This window comes from Bacteroides sp. NGMCC 1.200775, assembly GCF_040798045.1.
GTDB classification, from domain to species: domain Bacteria; phylum Bacteroidota; class Bacteroidia; order Bacteroidales; family Bacteroidaceae; genus Bacteroides; species Bacteroides hominis.
On sequence record NZ_JASCQK010000001.1, the window covers coordinates 1,109,910 to 1,131,398 of the forward strand.

The following is a 21,489-nucleotide window of genomic DNA, read 5'->3' on the forward strand; positions in this document are numbered from 1 at the left end:
GTTACTCTGTGGTGAATCCAACTTAAAAAACAAATTTGTATGAACCTACCTGTCACCCAAAAGCATTTTCTCTCTTTCAGCCGGAAGTTATTTCTTTCGGTCATCTCCCTGTTTCTGGTCTTCGCGGCTTGCTTCATGGCCTATCAGTATCAGCGGGAGAAAGAGTATAAAGTAGAGTTACTGAACATACAATTGCAGGACTGCAACAACCTGCTGTACGAAAAGCTATACGACCACCCTCAGGATATGACTCCAATAATCACCGATTACCTGCGTCATAACGTACTGAAAGACTTACGCATCACCGTAGTCAATCTTGAAGGAAAAGTTCTTTTCGATAGCCAGGAGCAGAACACGGGACAGTTAGGCAACCACATCGGACGCGAAGAGATACAGAAAGCCCTGCATAACGGCATCGGTTTCGATGTTCGCCGCACCTCCGAAACCACCGGAGTCCCCTATTTCTACTCCGCTACCTTATATAAAGATTATATCATCCGCTCGGCTCTGCCCTACAGCGTCAGCCTGATCAATAACCTGAAGGCAGACCCACACTACATCTGGTTCACCGCTATCGTCACTCTGTTGCTAATGGTCATCTTCTATAAGTTCACCAACAAACTGGGTACTTCCATCAATCAACTCCGGGAGTTCGCCATGCGCGCCGACCGTAACGAGCCTATCGAAATGGCGATGCAGTCCGCCTTCCCCCACAACGAACTGGGAGAGATCTCGCAACATATCATCCAGATATACAAACGCCTCCACGAAACGAAGGAAGCACTCTACATAGAAAGAGAGAAGCTGATCACACACCTCCAGATTTCGCACGAGGGACTGGGGGTATTCAGCAAAGACAAGAAAGAGATTCTGGTAAACAACCTGTTTACACAATACAGCAACCTGATATCGGACTCAAACCTTGAAACGGCAGAAGAGGTATTCAACATCAGCGAACTGAAAGAGATAACGGACTTCATCAACAAAGCTCCCAAACGCCCCGTCGGCAAAGAAGAGAAACGGATGTCCATCACGATCAACAAGAACGGAAAGACCTTCATTGTGGAGTGCATCATCTTCCAGGATATGAGTTTTGAAATCAGTATCAACGATGTCACTCAGGAAGAGGAGCAAATCCGTCTGAAACGGCAACTGACACAAAACATTGCCCACGAGCTGAAGACCCCGGTCAGCAGCATCCAGGGTTATCTGGAAACCATCGTCAACAACGAAAATATCCCAAGGGAAAAGATCAACGTCTTCCTTGAACGCTGCTATGCACAAAGTAACCGCCTGAGCCGGTTGCTGCGCGACATCTCCGTGCTGACCCGCATGGACGAAGCCGCCAACATGATCGACATGGAAAAGGTGGACATCAGCGTACTGGTGACCAACATCGTGAACGAAGTGTCATTGGAGCTGGAAGAGAAGCATATCACAGTTGTCAACTCACTGAAAAAGGAGATTCAGATGCGGGGCAACTACTCATTGCTCTACTCCATCTTCCGCAACCTGATGGACAATGCCATCGCTTATGCCGGAAACAATATCCACATCCACATCAATTGTTTCCGCGAAGACGAGAACTTCTACTACTTCAGCTTTGCCGACACAGGCATAGGCGTATCGCCCGAACATCTGAACCGTCTTTTCGAACGCTTCTACCGGGTGGACAAAGGACGCTCACGCAAGTTGGGAGGTACAGGGCTTGGCCTGGCCATTGTCAAGAATGCGGTCATCATCCACGGTGGAAGCATTTCGGCCAAAAACAGCCAAGGCGGCGGACTGGAGTTTGTATTTACTTTGGCTAAAGAAAAGTAAATCCTGTCACCACACTCTGTCTTTAAACCATTTAGTGTCCAGATTCTCCAATCCGGAGTTTCCGGACAAGTTGTCTATAGCTACCTGCACAGCCTCTTTTTCGGTGGAATGGCGTCCGGACAGAGAATCACTGCTTATCCAGAAAGCCTTGAGGAAGCGGAGCCGTTCAGTCACCTCCTTCTTCCGGGCTTTTCCCGTAAACGGGGCAAGCGGATAGGCACGCACCCAATCTTTGTTCCGGTTATCCATCACCAAGCCTTCCAATTGCTCTACCGTATACTTCCCGACAAGCGCATCGGTGTATTTCCGAAGTCTGCTATATACCCCGGCCGAATCCGTAATGGCCTTGGATGCCGCAAAAACCTTTTCGTAACGTTCGCGCCCCAGCGTATTGTATACCGACCAGAACCATGCCGTATCCAGCACACCCATAGAAATCTCCAAGGCCGAAAGGGTGGTGTAAGGCGTAAATCTCGACTCTTCCATATCCCGATGGTACTCCCTGGTATAAGCATAGAAGAAGTCGGCCGCAGCGGTCAGCCCTTCCCAACCGATAGCCTCTTCCGTCATCCTGAGCCAACGGGGGGAATATACAGCCATCTCGACCATGCGCTTCGGAGTAATGCCGGCACGTTCGGCAAGCATCTTCAACCATTCCGGTGTGTCCGTAGGCAGAGGGGCACAATGAAGCATCAGGTTGCAGAACATGCCGATACGGCTTTCGCTGGTATCATAGTACCACTTGTCCAGTCGTATGAACTTCTCCTTCCCCATCAGGCTCAGCAGGCGGATCATCACTTCGGCACCGAACACCCCGTCCAGTTTCTGGGCCAGCGAAGTAACATCGGTACGGGCTTTCCCCCGTTCCAGTTCGATGTCCAGAATGCGTACAGTCACCTTTTCCAGCACTTTCTTAAATCCGCTGAAATCATAATCCCGGCAGTCGGTATATATCCGTCCGTCCCTTCCCTTTTTCTGATAAAAAAAGCCCGCAGCCTCCTCTATCAGCGTAGGCGAAAGCGGGCGATCCATCAGTTCGGTAATCAAGCCATCTTCGGACAGAAGTCCCATCTGGTAGGCCCTGCCGAAATCGACGGCACGAATGGGAAACTCAACCGGATAAGGCTCTACCTTATAAGAAAGGAAATTACACAAGCGGTACAACTCGTAGCGGATCTTGAAATCGGTTATAAACTCATTATCCGTCAGCAAACGTTTCGGATGTTTCAGCCAGCAATCTATCCAATAGCAATGAACCAGTACGACACGATAATCGTGAGAGGAACCATACCATTCGCGGACGCTGTACAGAAAGGTGATATTCCGGGGAGTAAGCATCGGAAGCAAATGAAGCAGGACGTAGTGTGAATACTTCAGATACACCTCCTGGTCGCGGTAATCCCACTCCAATGCCCAGAGAATCTCACTCAGTGCATAGGGATGTTCAAGGCGCTCCAATGCCTGTTCGTATGGTGCCAGAGGGATTTCTCCGTATAATTTATCAAGTAACGTACCGAAGCCTTTGCGCCAGACACAAGTCCGCGAATGTGACGCCATAAGGCACATTTCCAACAGAAGTGAGTAATCACGCACTTCTTCTTCATAAAACCGTATCCATACATCGGCAAACGGATAGCACCCTATCGCTGTTGGTGAATCCGAATCATGCTTCGCACTTTCAAACTGTTCTTTGAACAAATGCACCTCCCCCCAGGGATCGCTATAGGTCAATTCACCATGAATTACGATCTGATATTGCAGTTTGTCAAAAAGATCAAATACTTCTCCTGACTGTATTCCTTTAAAGATTGCCTCTGTAGTTGGTTGTCCTTTTTTATTCTTCATGTCTGACTTGTTTGTTGTGTGTATAACGTTTTCATCACTGAGTACAAATATAGAATAAAAATACTATCTTTGTCCCATATCAAAACAAAAGATTATGATAAGCAATGTAAAATACCTTTCATTTGTACTGTTATTGGTGCTTACTGCCTGTAAAAGCGGCCCCGCGGCCAGCCAGGAGCAGAACGGAAAGCAAGATACGGTTAAAGTTTTCAATTTACCCGACATACCCGTAGTGCTGAACACGGTGTCGCAACGGGCAGATTATATGGTAAAGCACTATTGGGATCGCTTTGACTTTACAGACACCACCTACGTCAGTCAGATCGACGTTGCCGAACAGGCTTGGGTGGATTATTGCGATTTGTTGGAACATGTGCCCTTGTCCGACGCGCAAACTGCCATAAAAGAGACGATCGGCCGGGCCGGGAAAAACAAAAAGATGCTGGACTTCTTTGCGGAACTGGCCGATAAATATCTCTACGACCCTAACTCGCCTATGCGTAACGAGGAGCTTTACATCCCCGTGCTGGAAGCTCTGACAGCCTCCCCCATGCTGAATGAAACGGAAAAGATACGTCCGCAGGCGCGGCTGGAACTGGCACAAAAGAACCGGTTGGGCACAAAAGCCCTCAACTTCACATATACACTGGATTCGGGTGCAAAGGGTACGCTTTATCAGTTCCCGGCGGAATACACGTTACTGTTTATCAACAATCCCGGCTGCCACGCCTGCTCTGAGATGATAGAAGGGCTAAAGAGTTCTCCGGTCATCAACGGGTTCATAGCCGACAAGAAGCTGAAGGTGCTGTCTCTCTATCCGGATGAAGAACTGGATGAATGGAAAAAGCACCGGAGCGATTTCGCGAAAGAATGGACCAACGGATACGACAAGGAGCTGGTCATCAAAAACAAAAACCTGTATGACCTGAGGGCTATTCCCACCCTCTACTTACTGGATAAGAACAAAACCGTATTGTTGAAAGACGCCACCCTGCAAAAGGTAGAGCAATATCTGGCAGAGTGCGGTTAAGAAAAACATACCGGAACGGAGCATTTGCCCCAAAGATGCGGAGAAGGTCGGATTATCATTTTGACAGAATGATAATCCGGCCTCTCTATTTTCCATTCTTTCGGCCCGACGCACGATACGCCTCTCAAAAACGTCTCCAATTCGATTTACCGGTTATCTCTTTGCCCGTAATTTCCCGCTTTTGTTTACCGAAAGAAAGAGACCGGAAAGTGTTCCGTCCATAAAGCAGGTTTTAACCTTGAAACCATCTCTTTCCGACACTTCCGGAACGATCATATCGGGTGAGCAACCGGAGCAAAATCCGGAGCTATAAGCCCCGGTTTTCATAACAATATATGTAATGGAGCATAACATATAGAGATATTTGAAAAAGAAGTAAGCATTTTCGGAAAATGCTTACTTCTTTCGGGGGAAATGTAACCGTCTTTTGGAGTGAATGCTTACTGCTTTTCCGCAAAACCCCGGCTCTAATCCACCCAAAGCCCGGCTTTCGGAACAGAAAAGGCCGGCTTTCCCCTTGTTTTCCCTCCGGTTCATCCGTTTTAAAGAAAGAGTGTGTCAGTCAAAAGGCTGATTAACCATCATTCTGCCATCATAACCCTCCGGAATCAAGATAAATGGCATCGCCTATCTAAGTCATTCCAATGTGCCGCCTGACACTATCCGGACGACCTGTCCGATGTTGCTCCGTCCGTTCCGCAATGCATAACGAATAATCACAAATTATTATGCTATTTCTAATATTCTTTTTATCTTTGCAGTGCATTGGTTTGTATTCTCCGTGTACCGGGGATGCAATTAAAAGGGAATCAGGTGCAAATCCTGAACAGTCCCGCTGCTGTAAGTTTCACATCAAATTGTTGTAAGCAACCACCACTTGCCACTGGGAAACGTTTTCCTGGGAAGGCGCTTATCAACAGAAACGAGTCAGAAGACCTGCCTGTGCATCTATTTCATTGCTTTCGAGGAAAAAGCGTTGAGTCTAATGAGCCGGAATTATTCCATCCGTCATTTCATTCATCACTCTGATTCAGAGAAAGTAAGTTATGATAATAAACTCTGCCAAGTTTATTTAGTATGTCCGGCCGAAGTGACTTCGTCCGGACATTTTAACTGTAAAAAAACGAAGATGAATATATTTAGATTGCCTAAGCTACTACACGTCTGTGTTGCTTTCTGTTGCTGCCAGGGGCTTACCGTTTCACTTTTCGCCCAACAGCAGAAAGCAGATACCGCCCGTACTTATTCAATCCCCGAAGTAACCGTTGCCGAAGCTTACCACACCCGCGAAGTAAGAGCGATGGCTCCCACCCAAGTGTTCTCTAAAGAAGAACTCAAAAGCCTCAACGTATTGCAAGTATCGGATGCCGTGAAGCACTTTGCCGGAGTTACGGTGAAAGACTACGGCGGCATTGGCGGACTGAAAACCGTTTCATTGCGAAGCCTCGGAGCCGAGCATACCGCCGTGGGATATGACGGAATAACGATCAGCGACTGCCAGACGGGGCAGATCGACATCGGACGCTTCTCACTGGACAATGTAGACCGCCTCTCGCTCAGCAACGGACAGAGTGATAATATCTTTCAGCCCGCAAGGTTTTTCGCTTCCGCCGGGATACTGAACATACAGACGCTGACACCGCAATTCAAAGACAACCGGCGTACCAACCTGAGCGCCTCGTTCAAAACGGGTTCGTGGGGACTGGTCAATCCGTCTCTCCTGATCGAACAGAAACTGAGCCGGCAATGGGTGCTCTCCGCCAACGGCGAGTGGATGTCGGCTGACGGGCACTACCCTTTCACATTGCATTATGGCGAAAACAATGACCTGAGCTCGCGCGAAAAACGGAAAAACACGGAAGTGAAAAACCTCCGTGCCGAAGCGGGATTATTCGGCAACTTTTCGGATACGGAACAATGGCGGCTGAAAGCCTACTATTATCAGTCGTCCCGCGGACTGCCCAATGCCACCACTTATTATTACGACTACTCTTCACAGCACCTCTGGGACAAGAATGTCTTCGTGCAAAGCCAATATAAGAAGGAGTTCAACCGCCAATGGGTTTTCCAGACTTCGGCTAAGTGGAACTGGAGCTATCAACGTTACCTCGATCCTGATTATAAAGGTTCGGAAGGCAAAACGGAAAACAGTTATTATCAACAAGAGTATTACCTCTCGGCTTCGGCTCTCTACCGGGTGCTCAGCAACCTCTCATTTTCACTCTCGACGGACGGGAGCATCAACCGGCTGAACGCGAACCTGAAAAATTTTGCGTATCCTACCCGCTATTCGTGGTTGACGGCCTTTGCCGGAAAATACGTCAACGACTGGTTGACCGCTTCGGCCTCGGTACTGGCAACGGTCATCAACGAGGAGGTGCGCCAAGGCAGCGCCGCAGCCAACCGACGGAAACTCTCTCCGTACGTCAGCGCGTCGTTCAAGCCCTTTGCCGGCGAAGAGTTCCGCATCCGCCTGTTCTATAAAGACATCTTCCGGTTGCCCAGCTTCAACGACCTGTACTACGGGCAGGTGGGCAACACGAACCTGAAACCGGAAAGCACCACACAATACAACCTGGGACTGACGTACAGCCGGTCGATCAATGAACTGATCCCCTACGTATCCGTCACGGCAGATGCTTATTATAATAAGGTGAAAGACAAAATCATCGCCATCCCCACCAAGAACCTCTTTATATGGAGCATGGTGAACCTCGGCAAAGTGGACATCAAGGGAATAGACATTGCCGGAAACATTAGCCTGCAACCCTGGGAGAAACTACGGGTGAACCTTTCGGGGAACTACACTTATCAGCGTGCACTGGATATGACTGAACCGGGAGGAAAAACCTACAAGCAACAAATCGCCTATACTCCCCGCGTATCCGGATCGGGACAAGCCGGCATCGAGACTCCGTGGGTGAACCTCTCCTACTCGTTCCTCTTTTCGGGCAAGCGCTATATGCTGGGGCAGAACCTCCGCGAAAACCGGCTGGACAGTTACAGCGACCATAGTGTATCCGTCAGCCGCGATCAGCGCATCCGTAACGTAAACACATCCCTGACAGTGGAAGTGCTGAACTTACTGGACAAGAATTACGAGATAGTGAAGAACTTTCCCATGCCGGGACGGTCAGTGAGAGTGACGATGAAAGTAAGATACTAAAGATACTCCAGACATTGAATCAGTAATTATCAAAAGAAACAGCAATATGAAAACAATTTCATTCAATAACGGCAGAAGCAATTCCTCCTCCCTCTTTCGGAGAGGTATGGGAGGCGTGTCCTTCTTTTTCCTCCTCTTCCTGCTTCTCTTCGCCTCGTGCGATGACCTGGAAGACACGGATACCCCTTCGGGTGGCGACGACGGTATACCCACCGAAACCGGAACAGCCGAACTCTACATCCTCAGCGAAGGACTCTTCAACCTGAACAACAGCTCGCTGGCTTTGTATTCCTTCAAGAACAATCAGCTGAACACCGACTACTTCCGCAGCATCAACCGACGCGGCCTGGGAGATACAGCCAACGATATGGCCATCTATGGCAGCAAACTCTATATCGTAGTCAACGTATCGAGCCAGATAGAAGTAGTCGACTTGCAAAGCGGAAAGTCTGTCAAACAGATACCGATGTTATCGGAAAACGGAAGTTCCCGGCAACCCCGCAACATCGCTTTCGACGGAGGCAAGGCATACGTGTGTTCCTTCGACGGAACAGTGGCGCGAATAGATACTGCCTCTCTTTCCATCGACGCACTGACCCGGGCGGGCAGAAACCCTGACGGCATCTGCGTGCAGAACGGAAAGCTGTATGTTTCCAATTCCGGAGGACTGGACTGGGAAGGCATCGGGGTAGACCGTACGGTCTCTGTGATCGACATCCCTTCTTTTACCGAAATCAAGAAGATAGAAGTAGGCCCTAATCCGGGAAAGATACAGGCCGGACCAGACGGAAACATTTATGTAGCCACGCACGGCGAGAACATCGAAACGGGGGACTATCACTTCGTGCAAATAGACGGTCATACTGATCAAGTGGTACGGACCTTCGACGAAAAGGTGTTGAGTTTCACCATCCACGACAACATGGCCTATTTATACAATTATGATTACCGGACTCAGGACTCGCAAATCAAAGTGTTCAACCTGAAAACCGGAAAGACGGAACGGGAAAACTTCATCACGGACGGCACCGCGATACGTACTCCTTACAGCATCAGTGTCAACCCTTACAGCGGAAACATCTACATCACCGACGCTTACGACTATAAGGTGAAAGGTGATGTGCTCTGCTTCAGCCCGCAGGGACAACTTATATTTAAGCTGCCCAATGTGGGAATCAACTCCAATACCGTCCTGTTCCGGAACAAAGCCTCGCAAGGCAATCCCGACGAAAATCCCGCAGACCCGGAAGCAGGTGCCTTCGCTAATAAAGTATTGGAGTATAATCCGGCGCCATCACAATATATGAATACCTCTTATACAGCTTACGAAGAGGGATTCACCGACGTTCAGGTATTGGCACGCGCCACCGAACTGCTACAGGACCGCACCACCTGTCTCTTCACGCTCGGAGGATTCGGAGGTAACATTACCGTGGGATTCGACCATACCATCCCTAACGTCCCCGGTGAATATGACTTCAAGATATACGGCAACGCCTACTATGATATGTATGGCACTCTGCTGGATAAACCCGGAGGAAACTCCGAACCGGGAATCGTGCTTGTATCCAAAGACACGAATGGCAACGGATTGCCGGATGATGAGTGGTACGAATTGGCAGGAAGCGAATATAACTCGCCTGCCACCATCCGCAACTACGAAATCACTTACTACCGTCCCACTCCGGCAGACGGGGATGTGAAGTGGAAAGACAATCAAGGCAAAGAGGGATACATCTACCGGAACACATATCACACCCAGGGTTCTTATTATCCGGCATGGATGCCGGCTGAAATCACATTCCGCGGAAGCCGCCTGGCGGACAACTCTATCAACGAGCCACGTCCGGGCATGCCCGAGCACTGGGTAGGCTACTGTTATGCCTGGGGATATGCCGACAACCACCCGAACAATACGGAGTATTCTCAATTCAAGATAGACTGGACAGTAGATAAAGACGGAAAACCGGTTCATCTGGACGGCATCGACTTCGTGAAGATTTATACAGCCGTCAACCAGAACTGCGGCTGGCTGGGTGAAGCTTCTACGGAGATACAGGCGGTGGAAGATTTGCACTACAAGAAATAAAACCAAGTGGAAAAGAGATAAGAAATGAACATTTACCAATTACTTAATTTAATGACTCAAAAAATGAAAATGAAAAAGTATCTATTGCTATTTGTGACAGCATTAGCGTTAGGATTTGCTTCTTGCTCGGATGACGAAACCATCCCTAACCTGACGGGTATCGCCATCGAAAGTGAAGGCGGAGTGACCGAAGTTATCCAAGGTGGAACACTCGCACTGACCGCCAACTATACAAGCAACGTGAACCCCGAAGTAAGATGGGAAGTCAACGGAGAGGTGAAGTCAACTGATAAGGAGTTCAGCTTTACTGAAGCCGAACCGGGAAAATACTATGTAACTCTGGTAGTATCTACGGAAGTAGGAGAGAAAAGAGTAAACCTTCCGGTCACCGTATACGGCAAATACAAATATGGAACCTTTGTTCTAAATGAAGGCAACTTCGGCAATCCTCCCAGCTCTCTCATCTTCATTTCTCCGGAAAATGAAATGACAGAAGAAGCATACTTCGAAGCAAACGGTACACACTTGGGAGTTGTATCACAAGACCTGTTCATTGCAAACAATAAGATGTATATCATTTCTCAGAATGGCGGCGAAGACGGTATGCTTGTAATTGCCAATGCCGAAACACTGAAAAAAGAGAAAGGATTCAGCAAGGATCAACTGGCCGACCTCAATTGGCCCACCCACGTAGCCGCTCTGGATGACTCACACGTATACATCCGCGACAACAACGGCGTGCACTTATTCGATCCGACAACAACCTCCCTGAGTTTAATAGAGGGAACAGACGGAGCGATAAAAAACAGAATGGCGGTAACAGCCCAGAAAGTATTCGCAGGAGCCAACAACAGTCTGCTGGTGATTAAAGATAACAAAGTGATAAAAACCATCGCTTTGGAAGGCACACCGACAGGAGTTGTAAAAGCTTCGGACGGTAATGTATGGGTTTCTGTCAACAGCACTCCGGCAAAGATTATGAAGGTATCATCTAAGGACTACTCAATCTTGAAAACAAACGAATTAGGAAGTTTCCAGGTATCAGCTGGCTGGGGAGCCACTCCGGCAATCAGCGCCAAAGGTGACAGCATTTATTTTGGTAACAACAGCACTGCTATCTATCTCCATAATTTCGCGAAGAATCAGACCAAAGAGCTGGCTAAAATCGGTGATTACATACAAAATGCCACAATGACTTACAATAACCTTGCAGTAAATCCGAAAAACAGTGATGTATACGTCACTACAATCAAAGGTTACGGTAACGATTACCTGACCAACAGCATCGGCGTATTTAACTTCACAAGCGGTACTACTAAATTGGTGCAGGATTACAAAAATGCGACTCGCTTCCCCGCGGGAGTATTCTTCACTTACGACTTTGAATAAAAGTAAAAAGGTGTAGTCCCCGGCATACCAGGATATAACCATATTGAAAAGGGGATGTGTCATCATTCACCACAGAGTAACACAGAGTTCCATAGAGCGAACTTAATCTATTGATTTATCTGTGTAGTCTGTGGTGAATACGAATTTCGACACACCCCCCTTTTATTTTTTAATACTGCACCGGTGGTGTACTCCAGCTACCGGACAGCGTCAGGTTATCGGTTCCAAGCAAAGGAAGATTCACTGGAACGGTAACCGTTATATTACCAATCAATAATTTAACGGTTCCATTCAGCACAGGACCGAGCAAGGGGATTCCTCCCAATATACCATCCAGGTTAGCAATATTCTTCAACTGTACAGAGAGTGTCAGCGAATGGTTTCCGTCGTTCTGCTGTGCATACGATTTCAACCCCAGGCTGACAAACGAATAGTTCGAACGATACCTGTAATTCGTATTGACTGTTGCCTGTATCGGATCTGTGATATTCACAAATACTCCATTCAGCAACAACGGACCGTCAATCACATCGTCCACCAACAATCCGGAGATCAGTCCGGGTTTGGCAACATGAATCTCCCGCACATCATATAGGCCATGAAAACCTCTGATCAGAATATCTTTCTCACTATTCGTCGTACCGGGTGTAGGTGTGAATCCATACCGGAAACGATGATTACCCGTATAGAAATCCTTCACATTCAGGTCTAAGTCCGCAGTCTTCGGGAAATTGTTTATGGTCACTAAAGCATAAGCAGCATCACTGCCCCTCCAGGGATTCAGTAAATCGCCCAACGCTCCCAATGCACCGTTCTGCGTAGCATTACCGGAGAGAGTCAGCCCTATCTGATTGACCAGCCCTTGCAAAAGTTGTGCATACAGTGCATCCACGACCGGTTCCAACAATGCTGCCACCACCAGATTGACTGCGGCATCGAGCCCGCCAACAACATTATAGACAACATTACCAACCACCCCTAAATCCATTGCCGCTTTCAGTAATCCTGGCAAAACTCCTTGTACCGTCGTCCGGATTATATTCCTATACCCTACTTGCGTCACAATATTGTTGGTCAGAGAATTCAAAGCGGTTTGTGCATCCACAAACACTCTTCGCAAATTCAGCATACTGATAATGCGCTGCAACAGTACATAAGGTTGAGCAGAGGTATCCGAGAAAGATACATTGGCCAGATAAAATTCCGAAGTGTCGGTAAACTCCGCACCGGGTAACACGATCCGGGCATTCGCACGTGTTGTCTGGTAATTCGTCAACACATCTGCATAGTTGGTTCCTCCGCCCGAAACGGGAATCGGGAACTGCGTTTTCTCTACATTGGCCAGAAATACAGCTGTATACTGTCCTTTCGGAAGCGTATCTTTCAAGGCAGCCATCGGCCAGGAAGGAGCAGCATCCGTAGTCTTCAGCACCACCTTTTCTTTCACAAACTCACCTGTCGACTTATAAATGACGTAACGCAGGTGACGAACCCGTGAATCGGTCCCCGTGACGGGCGTACGGGTATCCGCTCCTCCGTATCCGGCAGAGAAGGTTACTTCAAAATATCCGTCGGGCAAGTCCGAAGGCTTACCTTCCGGAGGAAGTTGCCCGGGGTCTTCACCGGGCACTTCGACCAGCTCTTTCTCACATCCCGTCAGGAAGAGAGAAAGAAAAAGGCTTATCATTATTATCACTTTCGTTTTCATCTCCGGTTCTTTTTGCTTTCAGTTTCTATTGAAGGCCATCCCAGGCATTGTCATCCAAGTTGATGTTTCCTGCCAAAGTGAAACCTATATTGATATTCGCATAACTTCCGGTCACTTTCACCCAATGATTAGGAGTAAAAATAATCCGGTTTCCCGAAACCACACCGGGAGTATCCGGCAGTTTCACCGTATAACGTTCAGTGAAGATTCCATAGGACACATCCAGATAAAATAAGGTCTTTCTACTATCCGGAATAGCCAGCAGAAACTGGTTGAAACTGACTTTCCCCGAAACCGGTGCCTGAGTAGCCAATGTTTTTATACCGCTGTCACCGGCTGTTTGCCATGCCAGTGCCGTCCCATCCGTTGCACGGGTAGCCGTCACAAGTTGCTCGGCTATCAATGTCATAGAGTTGACATATGCGGGAATATTGGTCACTTCGAGCGTTAAACCACTAACCAGCCTTTTCAGTGTACCTGTCACATAATTGATTTGCGAAGGTTTAAAAACAGGGCCAACCAACGTTGTACCCTGGTAACCGTTTCCGAAACACGAAAAGAACTCCGGAACTACCGTCGGATTGACCGGTTGCAAATACAAATTAGCCAACGTAGCCGGATTACCAGTCGAACCGATATTAAACCGCTTCGTTGCACCTCCGCCACTGGCAAAATCATAATCACTCCGATTATATCCGATCACCAACAACTGATAGGTAGAGGCTGCTGAAAGATTAAGCATCGTGACTACTGCCGGAAACGAATTGACATCCAATTGTCGGGCTGCGCTATATTCCGGAACGAAATTAGCTGCATCGTTTGGCAATGCTTCATCCGTTTTCCGAAACGGCAGAATCAGTATCCTGTTGACAGAGAGAGCTGCATCTCCCGGCGCACGACTCATGACCCCGTCCCGCTTTATTTCAAAACGGACCGGAACCCCTTCTTCCAAGGGGAGTTCGGCAACATCATCTGTTGAGCAGCTGCCCAACAAGAGCGTTGCCAGAAATCCCGTCAGAAGGATAGTTATATAGCCTGCCTTTCTCATAGCCATACCATGATTCTGTTTTTGAGTTACTTTTACTGAATTACCAGGTTATGTATCAATTCCCATGCCGGACTGATAGTGATCACAATATTCTGATCGGTCAGCAAATCTACCGGAGCATCATCGTCACCCGGGTTACCCGGTGTTCCGCCATCCACACTACCCGTAGCACCTTTCACACCTAATGCATAAAAATGATTTGCCAGCAGATTAAACTGTGTTGCTCTCGAACTATTAGTGTCGCTCACGGTCCACTCTTTTATAGCGGTACCACTCGCATCATAAAGTCCTAAAGTCATGCTCACGCCACTAACCGGCATATAGAACGAACCTCCCAATTGTGAATTAGGCACTTTCACCACTCCCTGTCCGGACAAATCGTTGCCCACATACACGCCGTTGGAAACAGCCTGGCCGGAAAGATCCATATCTATTATATTATAAGGAGTAGCGGCAGTATTGATACCTACACCATTAGTCAGATTCACCTGCTGATTGGAGTTGCTGACTTTCAGACGCAAATACTTCACAGTGGTTCCGTTAAGCACTTGAGGAACATTCTTGAAGTATCCCAGTACACCGGCCACCTTACGGGTCATCTCAATGCTGACACGAGTTCCGCCCTGAGCCATTACTTCCGCATCGGCCGAACCTGCAAAGATTTCCGATTCATCGCCCGAATTCATAATAGTAGCAAGCATATCCGTATTTGGTATTACCGGAAGTCGGCGTAGTCACAGAGAAGCGATCACTTGCGTCACGGCCTACAGCCAAAAACTTATATACCCCTGCAGGAAGCTTGTCAGCATCGGGAACGGCAAAACGTTTGAAAGTAGTACCATCGGTCCAGCCGGTGATATCATAGGTCTTTTGATGCAGATAAGTCGAACCGTTCTGCACAAAAGCATAAACACTGACGCGAGTGACATGCTGTGTAGCCTCCTGGCTATACACCGGCATTCGGGTTCCAATCCCATCTGTCAGACCATTAACCGCGGACAGTTCAAATGTAATCCCACTATTTTCAGGATTCACTTCAGACGAAGGATCATCTTCGTTGGAACAAGCAGCAAATACAAAGAGGCTTGCTGCCACCAGAAACATTAATTTTTTCATAATAGCAAAGTTTAGTTTAAATAAATAGATAAGGAAAAAGAGATCAGTAGATATCCAGGCGATGTATCGTGAGCCATTCCCCACGGATAAACATCTTGATTTCCCAGATTCCTTCTGATGTATTGTAGTCTATAGAGACAGCGGTTATTTCATTACGCCGCATATCCATCTCCATCACCGGCAATTTCAGATATGGAGTTTCTGATGCACGTGTACCACCGGTGTAGAAAGTCAAAGTCAATTTGGAATGTCCCTCTGCCGAAGTAGGAGCAAGCAATGTCTCCAGGACATTGGTGAACGGCACATTTTTGTCAACTTGAGTGCTTCCGGCATAATTGAGGCCCGCATCCGTCGACTGATAAACATGACTTACATTCTGTTCAATACGTGTTATCTCAGCCGGGAAATTGGAACAGAGCAGTAACAACTTTCCCTTCGTCCGTTCCAGTGTCAATTCTTCTGTCTGACAATCGGGAGAGAAATGCAAGACCCCGCTTGTCACATAAATATCAGTATGTTCCTTCCCATCCTGATGCAAGATACCGGTGGGATAGTCCGTGGTCAGATTTCCCCATACGGCCAATTTATAATCACCGTCGGGTATGCCCGGAAAAGCAAGGGTGTATTCCTTTTCTTCACCTTCTGTAGAGATGACCGCCGACTCTCTGATCAATACCCCGGTAGATGCATCATACAGAGCGTAATAGAGAGTTCCTGTATAAGTCCGGAAAGGCAGATTTTCGTCTACCGGGCTCAACTGTGGAAACTGCGATATATTCAAATAGTTCTTGTCCTTAACAGATACCCGAACCGAGTAAGGTTGTTCTACCGGACATTCGTCTCCGCAAGAGGAAGCAAGTACCATGCCAACTACCATGCAGAAGATCTGTATTACTCTTCCATTCATAATCTCTAAAGTTTAAATATAAAACAATTCGTTCAATCACTCAGAAATCAGTATCCTAAAACCAAGATACTTCCCGTATGGTAGTTTTGTAAGCGAGGCACCGTTGCTCCGCATAAATCAAATATCAACAGAAAGATTATGCATTTGTTTTGCCATGAATCATTATTATCTGTTAAAGTTATATCGCGTCATCCTATTGTTTAAATGATTCATAAATAAACAAGCGGAGAAAACAAAGTTTATCCTCTAAATGTTGTAGAATAAAACAAGATTTAAAAGAAAGAAGATTATGACTGAAAATTATGAACTGATAGACAATGAAGAAAAACATCAATATGAATTTCATGTTGAAGGTTATGTTCCCCGGATAGAATACATAAAATCCTTAAATGGCGAGATTTATCTGACCCATACCGAAGTACCGGCCGCCTTGGGAGGACACGGAATAGGTTCACAACTTGCAGAGAAAGTTCTCACTGACATTGAACGGCAGGGCTTGCGCCTGGTTCCTCTCTGTCCGTTCGTGGCGGGATACATACACAAACATCCGGAATGGAAGCGTATTGTACTTCGTGGTGCTCACATTCAATAATATAAAAACAGTTATGGGAAAACAAATAGAATACAGCAATGGCGAACTAACCATTGTATGGCAACCGGAACTCTGCCGGCATGCCGGAATCTGCGTAAAGACACTGCCTAACGTATATCACCCGAAAGAACGTCCGTGGATAAAGATGGAGAATGCTACCACGGAAGAACTGATTGCTCAAATCAAAATGTGTCCGTCGGGAGCGTTGAGTTACAAACTAAAGAAATAAGCAAAATCGCCGGAAATATCATTTGAAAGAATTTTCCAGCGATTTTTCTTATTTCCTCTCCGTCCACAAACTGCGGTTATAAGATTTAGAGTGTTTCGCTTTGTTCCGACAGCGCAAACGATTTGGCATCCAATTGATAGGCTTTAAACCATAAATCTTCTCCAGTTTCATATATATCTTTGCCGGCCTGCAAGTTGTCATACCGCCCCCAATAACGATCGCCAATAATAGGATACGCTTTTATCATTGTATTTTCTTCATGGGGTATCACATTCATTCACGGAATACGCAGATGTCACCTGCCACGTCATCACAAAGTCCGGATGCAGCAAATAGCGGATCATGAACTTCTTCTTATGTTCCGTACGGTATTCTTCCGCCGGAAACTCCCCGTGTTCACATACCTGGAACGGCATGATGCGAAGATGCTCCCTAAAATCGACCTCTGAAGTATCCATACACTTAAACATCACTTCTTTTGCTGACCAATGTAAAAGTAAAGACCAGGTATCTTCTCCCTGATATTCAGAAATCAACTCGTCCGGACGCATATATTTATGAGCGACCTTGTGCACCCGCTGCCCGTATTGCTCGATATCGATTCCCACTTCGGACCTGGGACTCAGTATAACCGCGACATAACCGCGAGTGTGAGAAATGCTGATGAAATAAGAAGAGTCCGCCAAACGGGGTTTGCCACTGGGAGCATATTCAATTATCTTTTCCTCCCCTAACAACTGATATAGCAATACACGTACGGAAAGCCATTCCAATTTACGATGTGGTGAAGAAAAACGCGTCAACTGTTGCTCATATCTTTCCGGATCGGGCAACAGTGCCAAAAGTTCTTCCGTGGACTCTTCTGTTTTCCAGATTCCCCATTGATAAGCAATTTCTTTATATTCCCGCAACAAAGCCATGGTAAAAACAGATATCAGGAGGTTTCTTCCTCTGGGGAAGGCTCGTTAACGGTAAACTTCACTTTCAGGATTCTCCGGCTGTCCATAGCCAGCACTTCAAATTCGTATCGATGATAGAGAACCTTCTCGTGGAGTGCCGGAAATTCTCCCTTTATCTCGAGCAACAGTCCGGCCAGTGTATCGGCATCTCCATCTACTTTGTCAAAATCATCTTCGTCGACCTTCGTAATCTTATAAAAATCGGTCAACTGCGTTTTAGCCTCAAACACCCAGGTATGATCGTTAATCACCGTATAGGTACGCTCTTCATCATCATATTCATCATGAATCTCCCCAACGATCTCTTCAATGATATCCTCCATTGTCACAATTCCCGATGTACCCCCGAATTCATCCACAACAATGGCAATATGAATCTTATTTGCCTGGAAATCACGTAAAAGATCATCGATCATTTTAGTTTCCGGCACAAAATATGCCGGACGGATCAGTGACTGCCAACGGAAATTGTCACCCTTATTAAGGTGGGGCAACAAATCCTTGATATAAAGTACCCCCTTGATATTATCACGTGTGCCCGAATAGATGGGGATACGGGAATATGCATTGTCGATAATACATTGAATTACATCTTTAAAAGGAGTACGTATATCAAGATCGACCACGTCGAGGCGGGAAGTCATAACCTCCTTGGCTGTTTCGCCACCAAAACGAATGATGCCTTCCAGTATATTATTTTCTTCCGTAAGTTCGGCCTTGTCGGTCAGTTCAAGGGCATGAGAAAGTTCGTCAACCGATATATTGTGATTCTTTTTGGCAAAATGTTTATTCAAGAAAGCCGTAGAATGTACTAACACAGCAGAGATAGGAGCAAATACTTTACGCAACATATAGATGACCGGAGCGGAGAAACGGCAGAAAGCCAATGTCTTCTGGGCCGAATAGATCTTAGGCATAATCTCTCCGAAAAGCAACAAGAGGAAAGTCAGGATAACAGTCAGTATCAAAAACTCTGCAAGAGGCGAATGAAAGACAAAGACATTCATGAAGAAGAAGTTACAGAGCATGATAATGGTAACATTCACAAAGTTGTTTGTGATAAGAATGGTTGCCAACAAACGTTCGGAGTCTGCGAGCAGATTGCTGATTTTCCCATCAGAAGGATGATTGCCTTCTTCTATATCATTCAGATCGGAAGGCGAAAGTGAGAAGAAAGCGATTTCGGATGCCGAAGCAAAGCCCGAGGCGAGCAGGAGCAAACCTGCCAGAATAATGGCTATTATTGCCGATAATGAAGGTGTGTTTACGGATATTCCGTTAAAAATTTCTGCCAATTGGCATAAATAAGCGTCTGGGTCCAAAATATTGGTTTTAAGTTAATAATAAGTAGCTACATGCAAATCATGTGCCACAAGTTGTCAGCTAAAAGTTATCACTACAAGTTAAGGTTAGATGCCGGATGGCAATTCTAACTCTTAACTTGTAGCCATTAACCATTAAAACGGCAGGTCATCCGCCGAATTATCTTGCGAAGACACCGGTTGCTGCGGTTGTTGCGATTGAGATCTCACGGGAGCAGCAGCCTGCTGCTGTGCCGGAGCATACGATCCCGAACCGGTACCTTTCGGAGTGAGCATTTCCATATTATCCACAAAAATCTCGGTAACATAGCGTTTAGCCCCATTCTGGTCATCATAAGAACGGGTTCTTATTTTCCCCTCCACATAGAGCTTATCACCTTTATGTACATACTTTTCGGCAGTTTCTGCCAGTCCGCGCCAAAGGACAAGATTGTGCCATTCGGTCCGTTCAGGTACTTGTGTACCATTCGACAAAGTATATGCGCGGTCGGTCGTAGCCAAAGGAAAACTGGCTACAGCAATACCTGTATCCAAATATCTCACTTCAGGGTCCTTTCCGACATTTCCTATCAATATCACTTTATTTACTGACATATTCTCAGAATTTTATGTTTCTAAATACCGAATTTCGTTGCCAAAATTAAATAGAATAACAATAGAATGCAAGAATTGTTACAACTTTTATAAAGCTCTATAAGTTTTATTGCGCACTTTTCTCAAAATGGTTTGCAATTCAAAAAGCTTGGCTGGATTCTTCTCTGCAAGATTCTCCTGTTCATAATCTTTAGTCATGTCATACAATTGCGGAATGCTCAGATTACCCGTTTCTATTTTAGGTCCCCAGGTTATCATGTGAGGGCCGTCGTTAGGTTCAATGTATTTCCAGTCCTTGGTACGTACTGACAGTGTGTGGTTAGAGGCTTGCTCAATCACCCAAGGACGGTCGGTAGAATCCGTTCCCAGCCAGTTGCCCAGACGGTCAAAACTATCGGGAGCCGCTCCTTTGGGAACCCTTGCATCAACCAGGGAAGCTAAAGAGGCCAGCCAGTCGATTTGTGAAACCAATACATCCGACACCTGCGGCTGAGTAATTTTCTTAGGCCAGCGCACAATGGCGGGAATACGGGTTCCACCTTCGAAAGCACTATATTTGTTGCCACGCAGCGGACCTGCCGGACTGTGCCCGTTGAGCAGCTCCTCTGCACGATCCTGATAACCATCATCCACAACAGGACCGTTATCACTGGAAAGAATAATCAATGTGTTTTCAGAAAGTCCCAGCTTGTCAAGTGTTTCCAGGATTTGCCCTACACTCCAGTCGAACTGTACAATGGCATCTCCGCGCACCCCCATCGGATTCTTACCACGGAAACGCTCGTGTGGAAAGCGTGGAACGTGCACATCATTCGTTGCAAAATACATAAAGAACGGTTCATCCTTATGTTCGCGAATAAAGTTGATGGCATGTGTAGTGATCGAGTCGGCAATATTTTCATCTTTCCATAAAGCCTTGCCTCCCCCTTTCATATAACCGATGCGGCCGATTCCGTTTACGATAGCCATATCATGTCCATGACTGTGTTTCTGGTTATACAACAGCTCCGGATGATCTTTCCCTAAAGGTTCTCCTTCAAAAGGTTTGCGGTAGCTGACTTCGATAGGGGCACTCGGGTCATAGTTTGCCACTTTTCCGTTTTCAATAAATACACAGGGCACACGGTCGGCAGTAGCAGCCATAATGTATGAATAGTCAAATCCCAAATCCCCCAATGCAGCGGGAAGTGGAGCATTCCAGTCTTGCTCTCCGCTTTTATCTCCCAGTCCCAAATGCCATTTACCGAGAGCAGCAGTCACATAACCGGAATTTTTAAACATATCGGCCATCGTGTAATCTTCCGGACGGATAATCATTCCGGCATTTCCGGCTGCTACATCCGTTCCCGGACGACGCCAGGCATATTCTCCCGTAAGCATGGAGTAACGTGAAGGAGTACTGGTAGCCGCAGTAGCATGCGCATTAGTAAAGCGAATACCTTCGGATGCCAAACGGTTAACATTAGGAGTTTGTACATTTTTAGCTCCATAACATTCCAGATCGCCATATCCCAAATCATCTGCATAGATAAACACCACATTCGGCAGTTGTCGGTCATTCACCTTCTGTTTGTTTTTTCCTCCTTTTTGTCCACTTGCGGCCATCAGGCAAGCTACGGGAGAAAGACAGGCTAATAGTAAGTAAGGTCGTTTCATAATTTTAGATATTTATAA

The 21,489-nt window shown here is 46.7% G+C and carries 16 protein-coding genes, 1 pseudogene and 1 riboswitch; of the genes and pseudogenes, 7 read left to right on the plus strand and 10 right to left on the minus strand.

What is annotated here, in order from left to right; translation table 11 throughout:
* Positions 1-39: 39 nt before the first annotated feature.
* Positions 40-1,821 (plus strand): cell wall metabolism sensor histidine kinase WalK, encoded by a 1,782-nt coding sequence (locus QK890_RS04805; RefSeq protein ID WP_005776358.1) that lies wholly within the window; start codon positions 40-42, stop codon positions 1,819-1,821.
* Between the two features lie 6 nt (positions 1,822-1,827).
* Here the strand turns inward: QK890_RS04805 and QK890_RS04810 are convergent, their stop codons facing one another.
* Entirely contained in the window at positions 1,828-3,666 is a 1,839-nt protein-coding gene (locus QK890_RS04810; protein ID WP_101602953.1) for a DUF5724 domain-containing protein, read from the minus strand.
* 94 nt (positions 3,667-3,760) lie between these two features.
* Here QK890_RS04810 and QK890_RS04815 point away from each other — a divergent pair, with 94 nt between their 5' ends.
* From QK890_RS04815 to QK890_RS04830, 4 genes are all read left to right on the plus strand, one after another.
* Complete coding sequence (locus tag QK890_RS04815; RefSeq protein WP_367627225.1) at positions 3,761-4,696, plus strand: DUF5106 domain-containing protein; 936 nt, start codon at positions 3,761-3,763, stop codon at positions 4,694-4,696.
* A 749-nt stretch (positions 4,697-5,445) separates the two neighbouring features.
* A riboswitch (cobalamin riboswitch) is annotated at positions 5,446-5,655 on the plus strand.
* Between the two features lie 170 nt (positions 5,656-5,825).
* The gene (locus QK890_RS04820; protein ID WP_367627226.1) at positions 5,826-7,862 is read left to right on the plus strand and encodes a TonB-dependent receptor plug domain-containing protein; all 2,037 of its coding nucleotides are present in this window, start codon (positions 5,826-5,828) and stop codon (positions 7,860-7,862) included.
* 46 nt (positions 7,863-7,908) lie between these two features.
* On the plus strand, positions 7,909-9,951 hold the full coding sequence (locus QK890_RS04825; RefSeq protein WP_367627227.1) for a DUF5074 domain-containing protein: 2,043 nt from the start codon (positions 7,909-7,911) through the stop codon (positions 9,949-9,951).
* 69 nt (positions 9,952-10,020) lie between these two features.
* Positions 10,021-11,340, plus strand: coding sequence for a DUF5074 domain-containing protein (locus QK890_RS04830; protein ID WP_367627228.1), 1,320 nt, complete (start codon positions 10,021-10,023; stop codon positions 11,338-11,340).
* A gap of 169 nt (positions 11,341-11,509) precedes the next feature.
* Here the strand turns inward: QK890_RS04830 and QK890_RS04835 are convergent, their stop codons facing one another.
* The 4 genes and pseudogenes from QK890_RS04835 to QK890_RS04850 all read right to left on the minus strand — a co-directional run bounded on the left by QK890_RS04835 (position 11,510) and on the right by QK890_RS04850 (position 16,119).
* Positions 11,510-13,048 (minus strand): FimB/Mfa2 family fimbrial subunit, encoded by a 1,539-nt coding sequence (locus QK890_RS04835; RefSeq protein ID WP_005776350.1) that lies wholly within the window; start codon positions 13,046-13,048, stop codon positions 11,510-11,512.
* Between the two features lie 25 nt (positions 13,049-13,073).
* A complete protein-coding gene (locus tag QK890_RS04840) occupies positions 13,074-14,102 on the minus strand; it encodes a hypothetical protein (RefSeq protein ID WP_296026951.1) in 1,029 nt (342 codons plus the stop codon).
* Positions 14,103-14,128: 26 nt separating this feature from the next.
* Positions 14,129-15,212, minus strand: a pseudogene (locus tag QK890_RS04845) (FimB/Mfa2 family fimbrial subunit).
* A gap of 43 nt (positions 15,213-15,255) precedes the next feature.
* Complete coding sequence (locus QK890_RS04850; protein ID WP_005809321.1) at positions 15,256-16,119, minus strand: FimB/Mfa2 family fimbrial subunit; 864 nt, start codon at positions 16,117-16,119, stop codon at positions 15,256-15,258.
* A 289-nt stretch (positions 16,120-16,408) separates the two neighbouring features.
* Here QK890_RS04850 and QK890_RS04855 point away from each other — a divergent pair, with 289 nt between their 5' ends.
* Entirely contained in the window at positions 16,409-16,711 is a 303-nt protein-coding gene (locus QK890_RS04855; protein WP_005809324.1) for a GNAT family N-acetyltransferase, read from the plus strand.
* 13 nt (positions 16,712-16,724) lie between these two features.
* The gene (locus QK890_RS04860) at positions 16,725-16,940 is read left to right on the plus strand and encodes a (4Fe-4S)-binding protein (protein WP_005786366.1); all 216 of its coding nucleotides are present in this window, start codon (positions 16,725-16,727) and stop codon (positions 16,938-16,940) included.
* A gap of 85 nt (positions 16,941-17,025) precedes the next feature.
* Here the strand turns inward: QK890_RS04860 and QK890_RS04865 are convergent, their stop codons facing one another.
* From QK890_RS04865 to QK890_RS04885, 5 genes are all read right to left on the minus strand, one after another.
* Positions 17,026-17,187 (minus strand): hypothetical protein, encoded by a 162-nt coding sequence (locus tag QK890_RS04865; protein ID WP_005819218.1) that lies wholly within the window; start codon positions 17,185-17,187, stop codon positions 17,026-17,028.
* A 10-nt stretch (positions 17,188-17,197) separates the two neighbouring features.
* Positions 17,198-17,860 carry a 4'-phosphopantetheinyl transferase superfamily protein gene (locus QK890_RS04870; protein WP_005809327.1) on the minus strand — a complete coding sequence of 221 codons (663 nt, stop codon included), beginning with the start codon at positions 17,858-17,860 and terminating at the stop codon, positions 17,198-17,200.
* Positions 17,861-17,874: 14 nt separating this feature from the next.
* Entirely contained in the window at positions 17,875-19,221 is a 1,347-nt protein-coding gene (locus QK890_RS04875) for a gliding motility-associated protein GldE (protein ID WP_005809330.1), read from the minus strand.
* Positions 19,222-19,356: 135 nt separating this feature from the next.
* The gene (locus tag QK890_RS04880) at positions 19,357-19,815 is read right to left on the minus strand and encodes a single-stranded DNA-binding protein (protein ID WP_005786359.1); all 459 of its coding nucleotides are present in this window, start codon (positions 19,813-19,815) and stop codon (positions 19,357-19,359) included.
* A gap of 87 nt (positions 19,816-19,902) precedes the next feature.
* Positions 19,903-21,471: an arylsulfatase gene (locus QK890_RS04885; RefSeq protein ID WP_005786357.1), complete on the minus strand. Its 1,569-nt coding sequence runs from the start codon at positions 21,469-21,471 to the stop codon at positions 19,903-19,905.
* Positions 21,472-21,489: the final 18 nt, after the last annotated feature.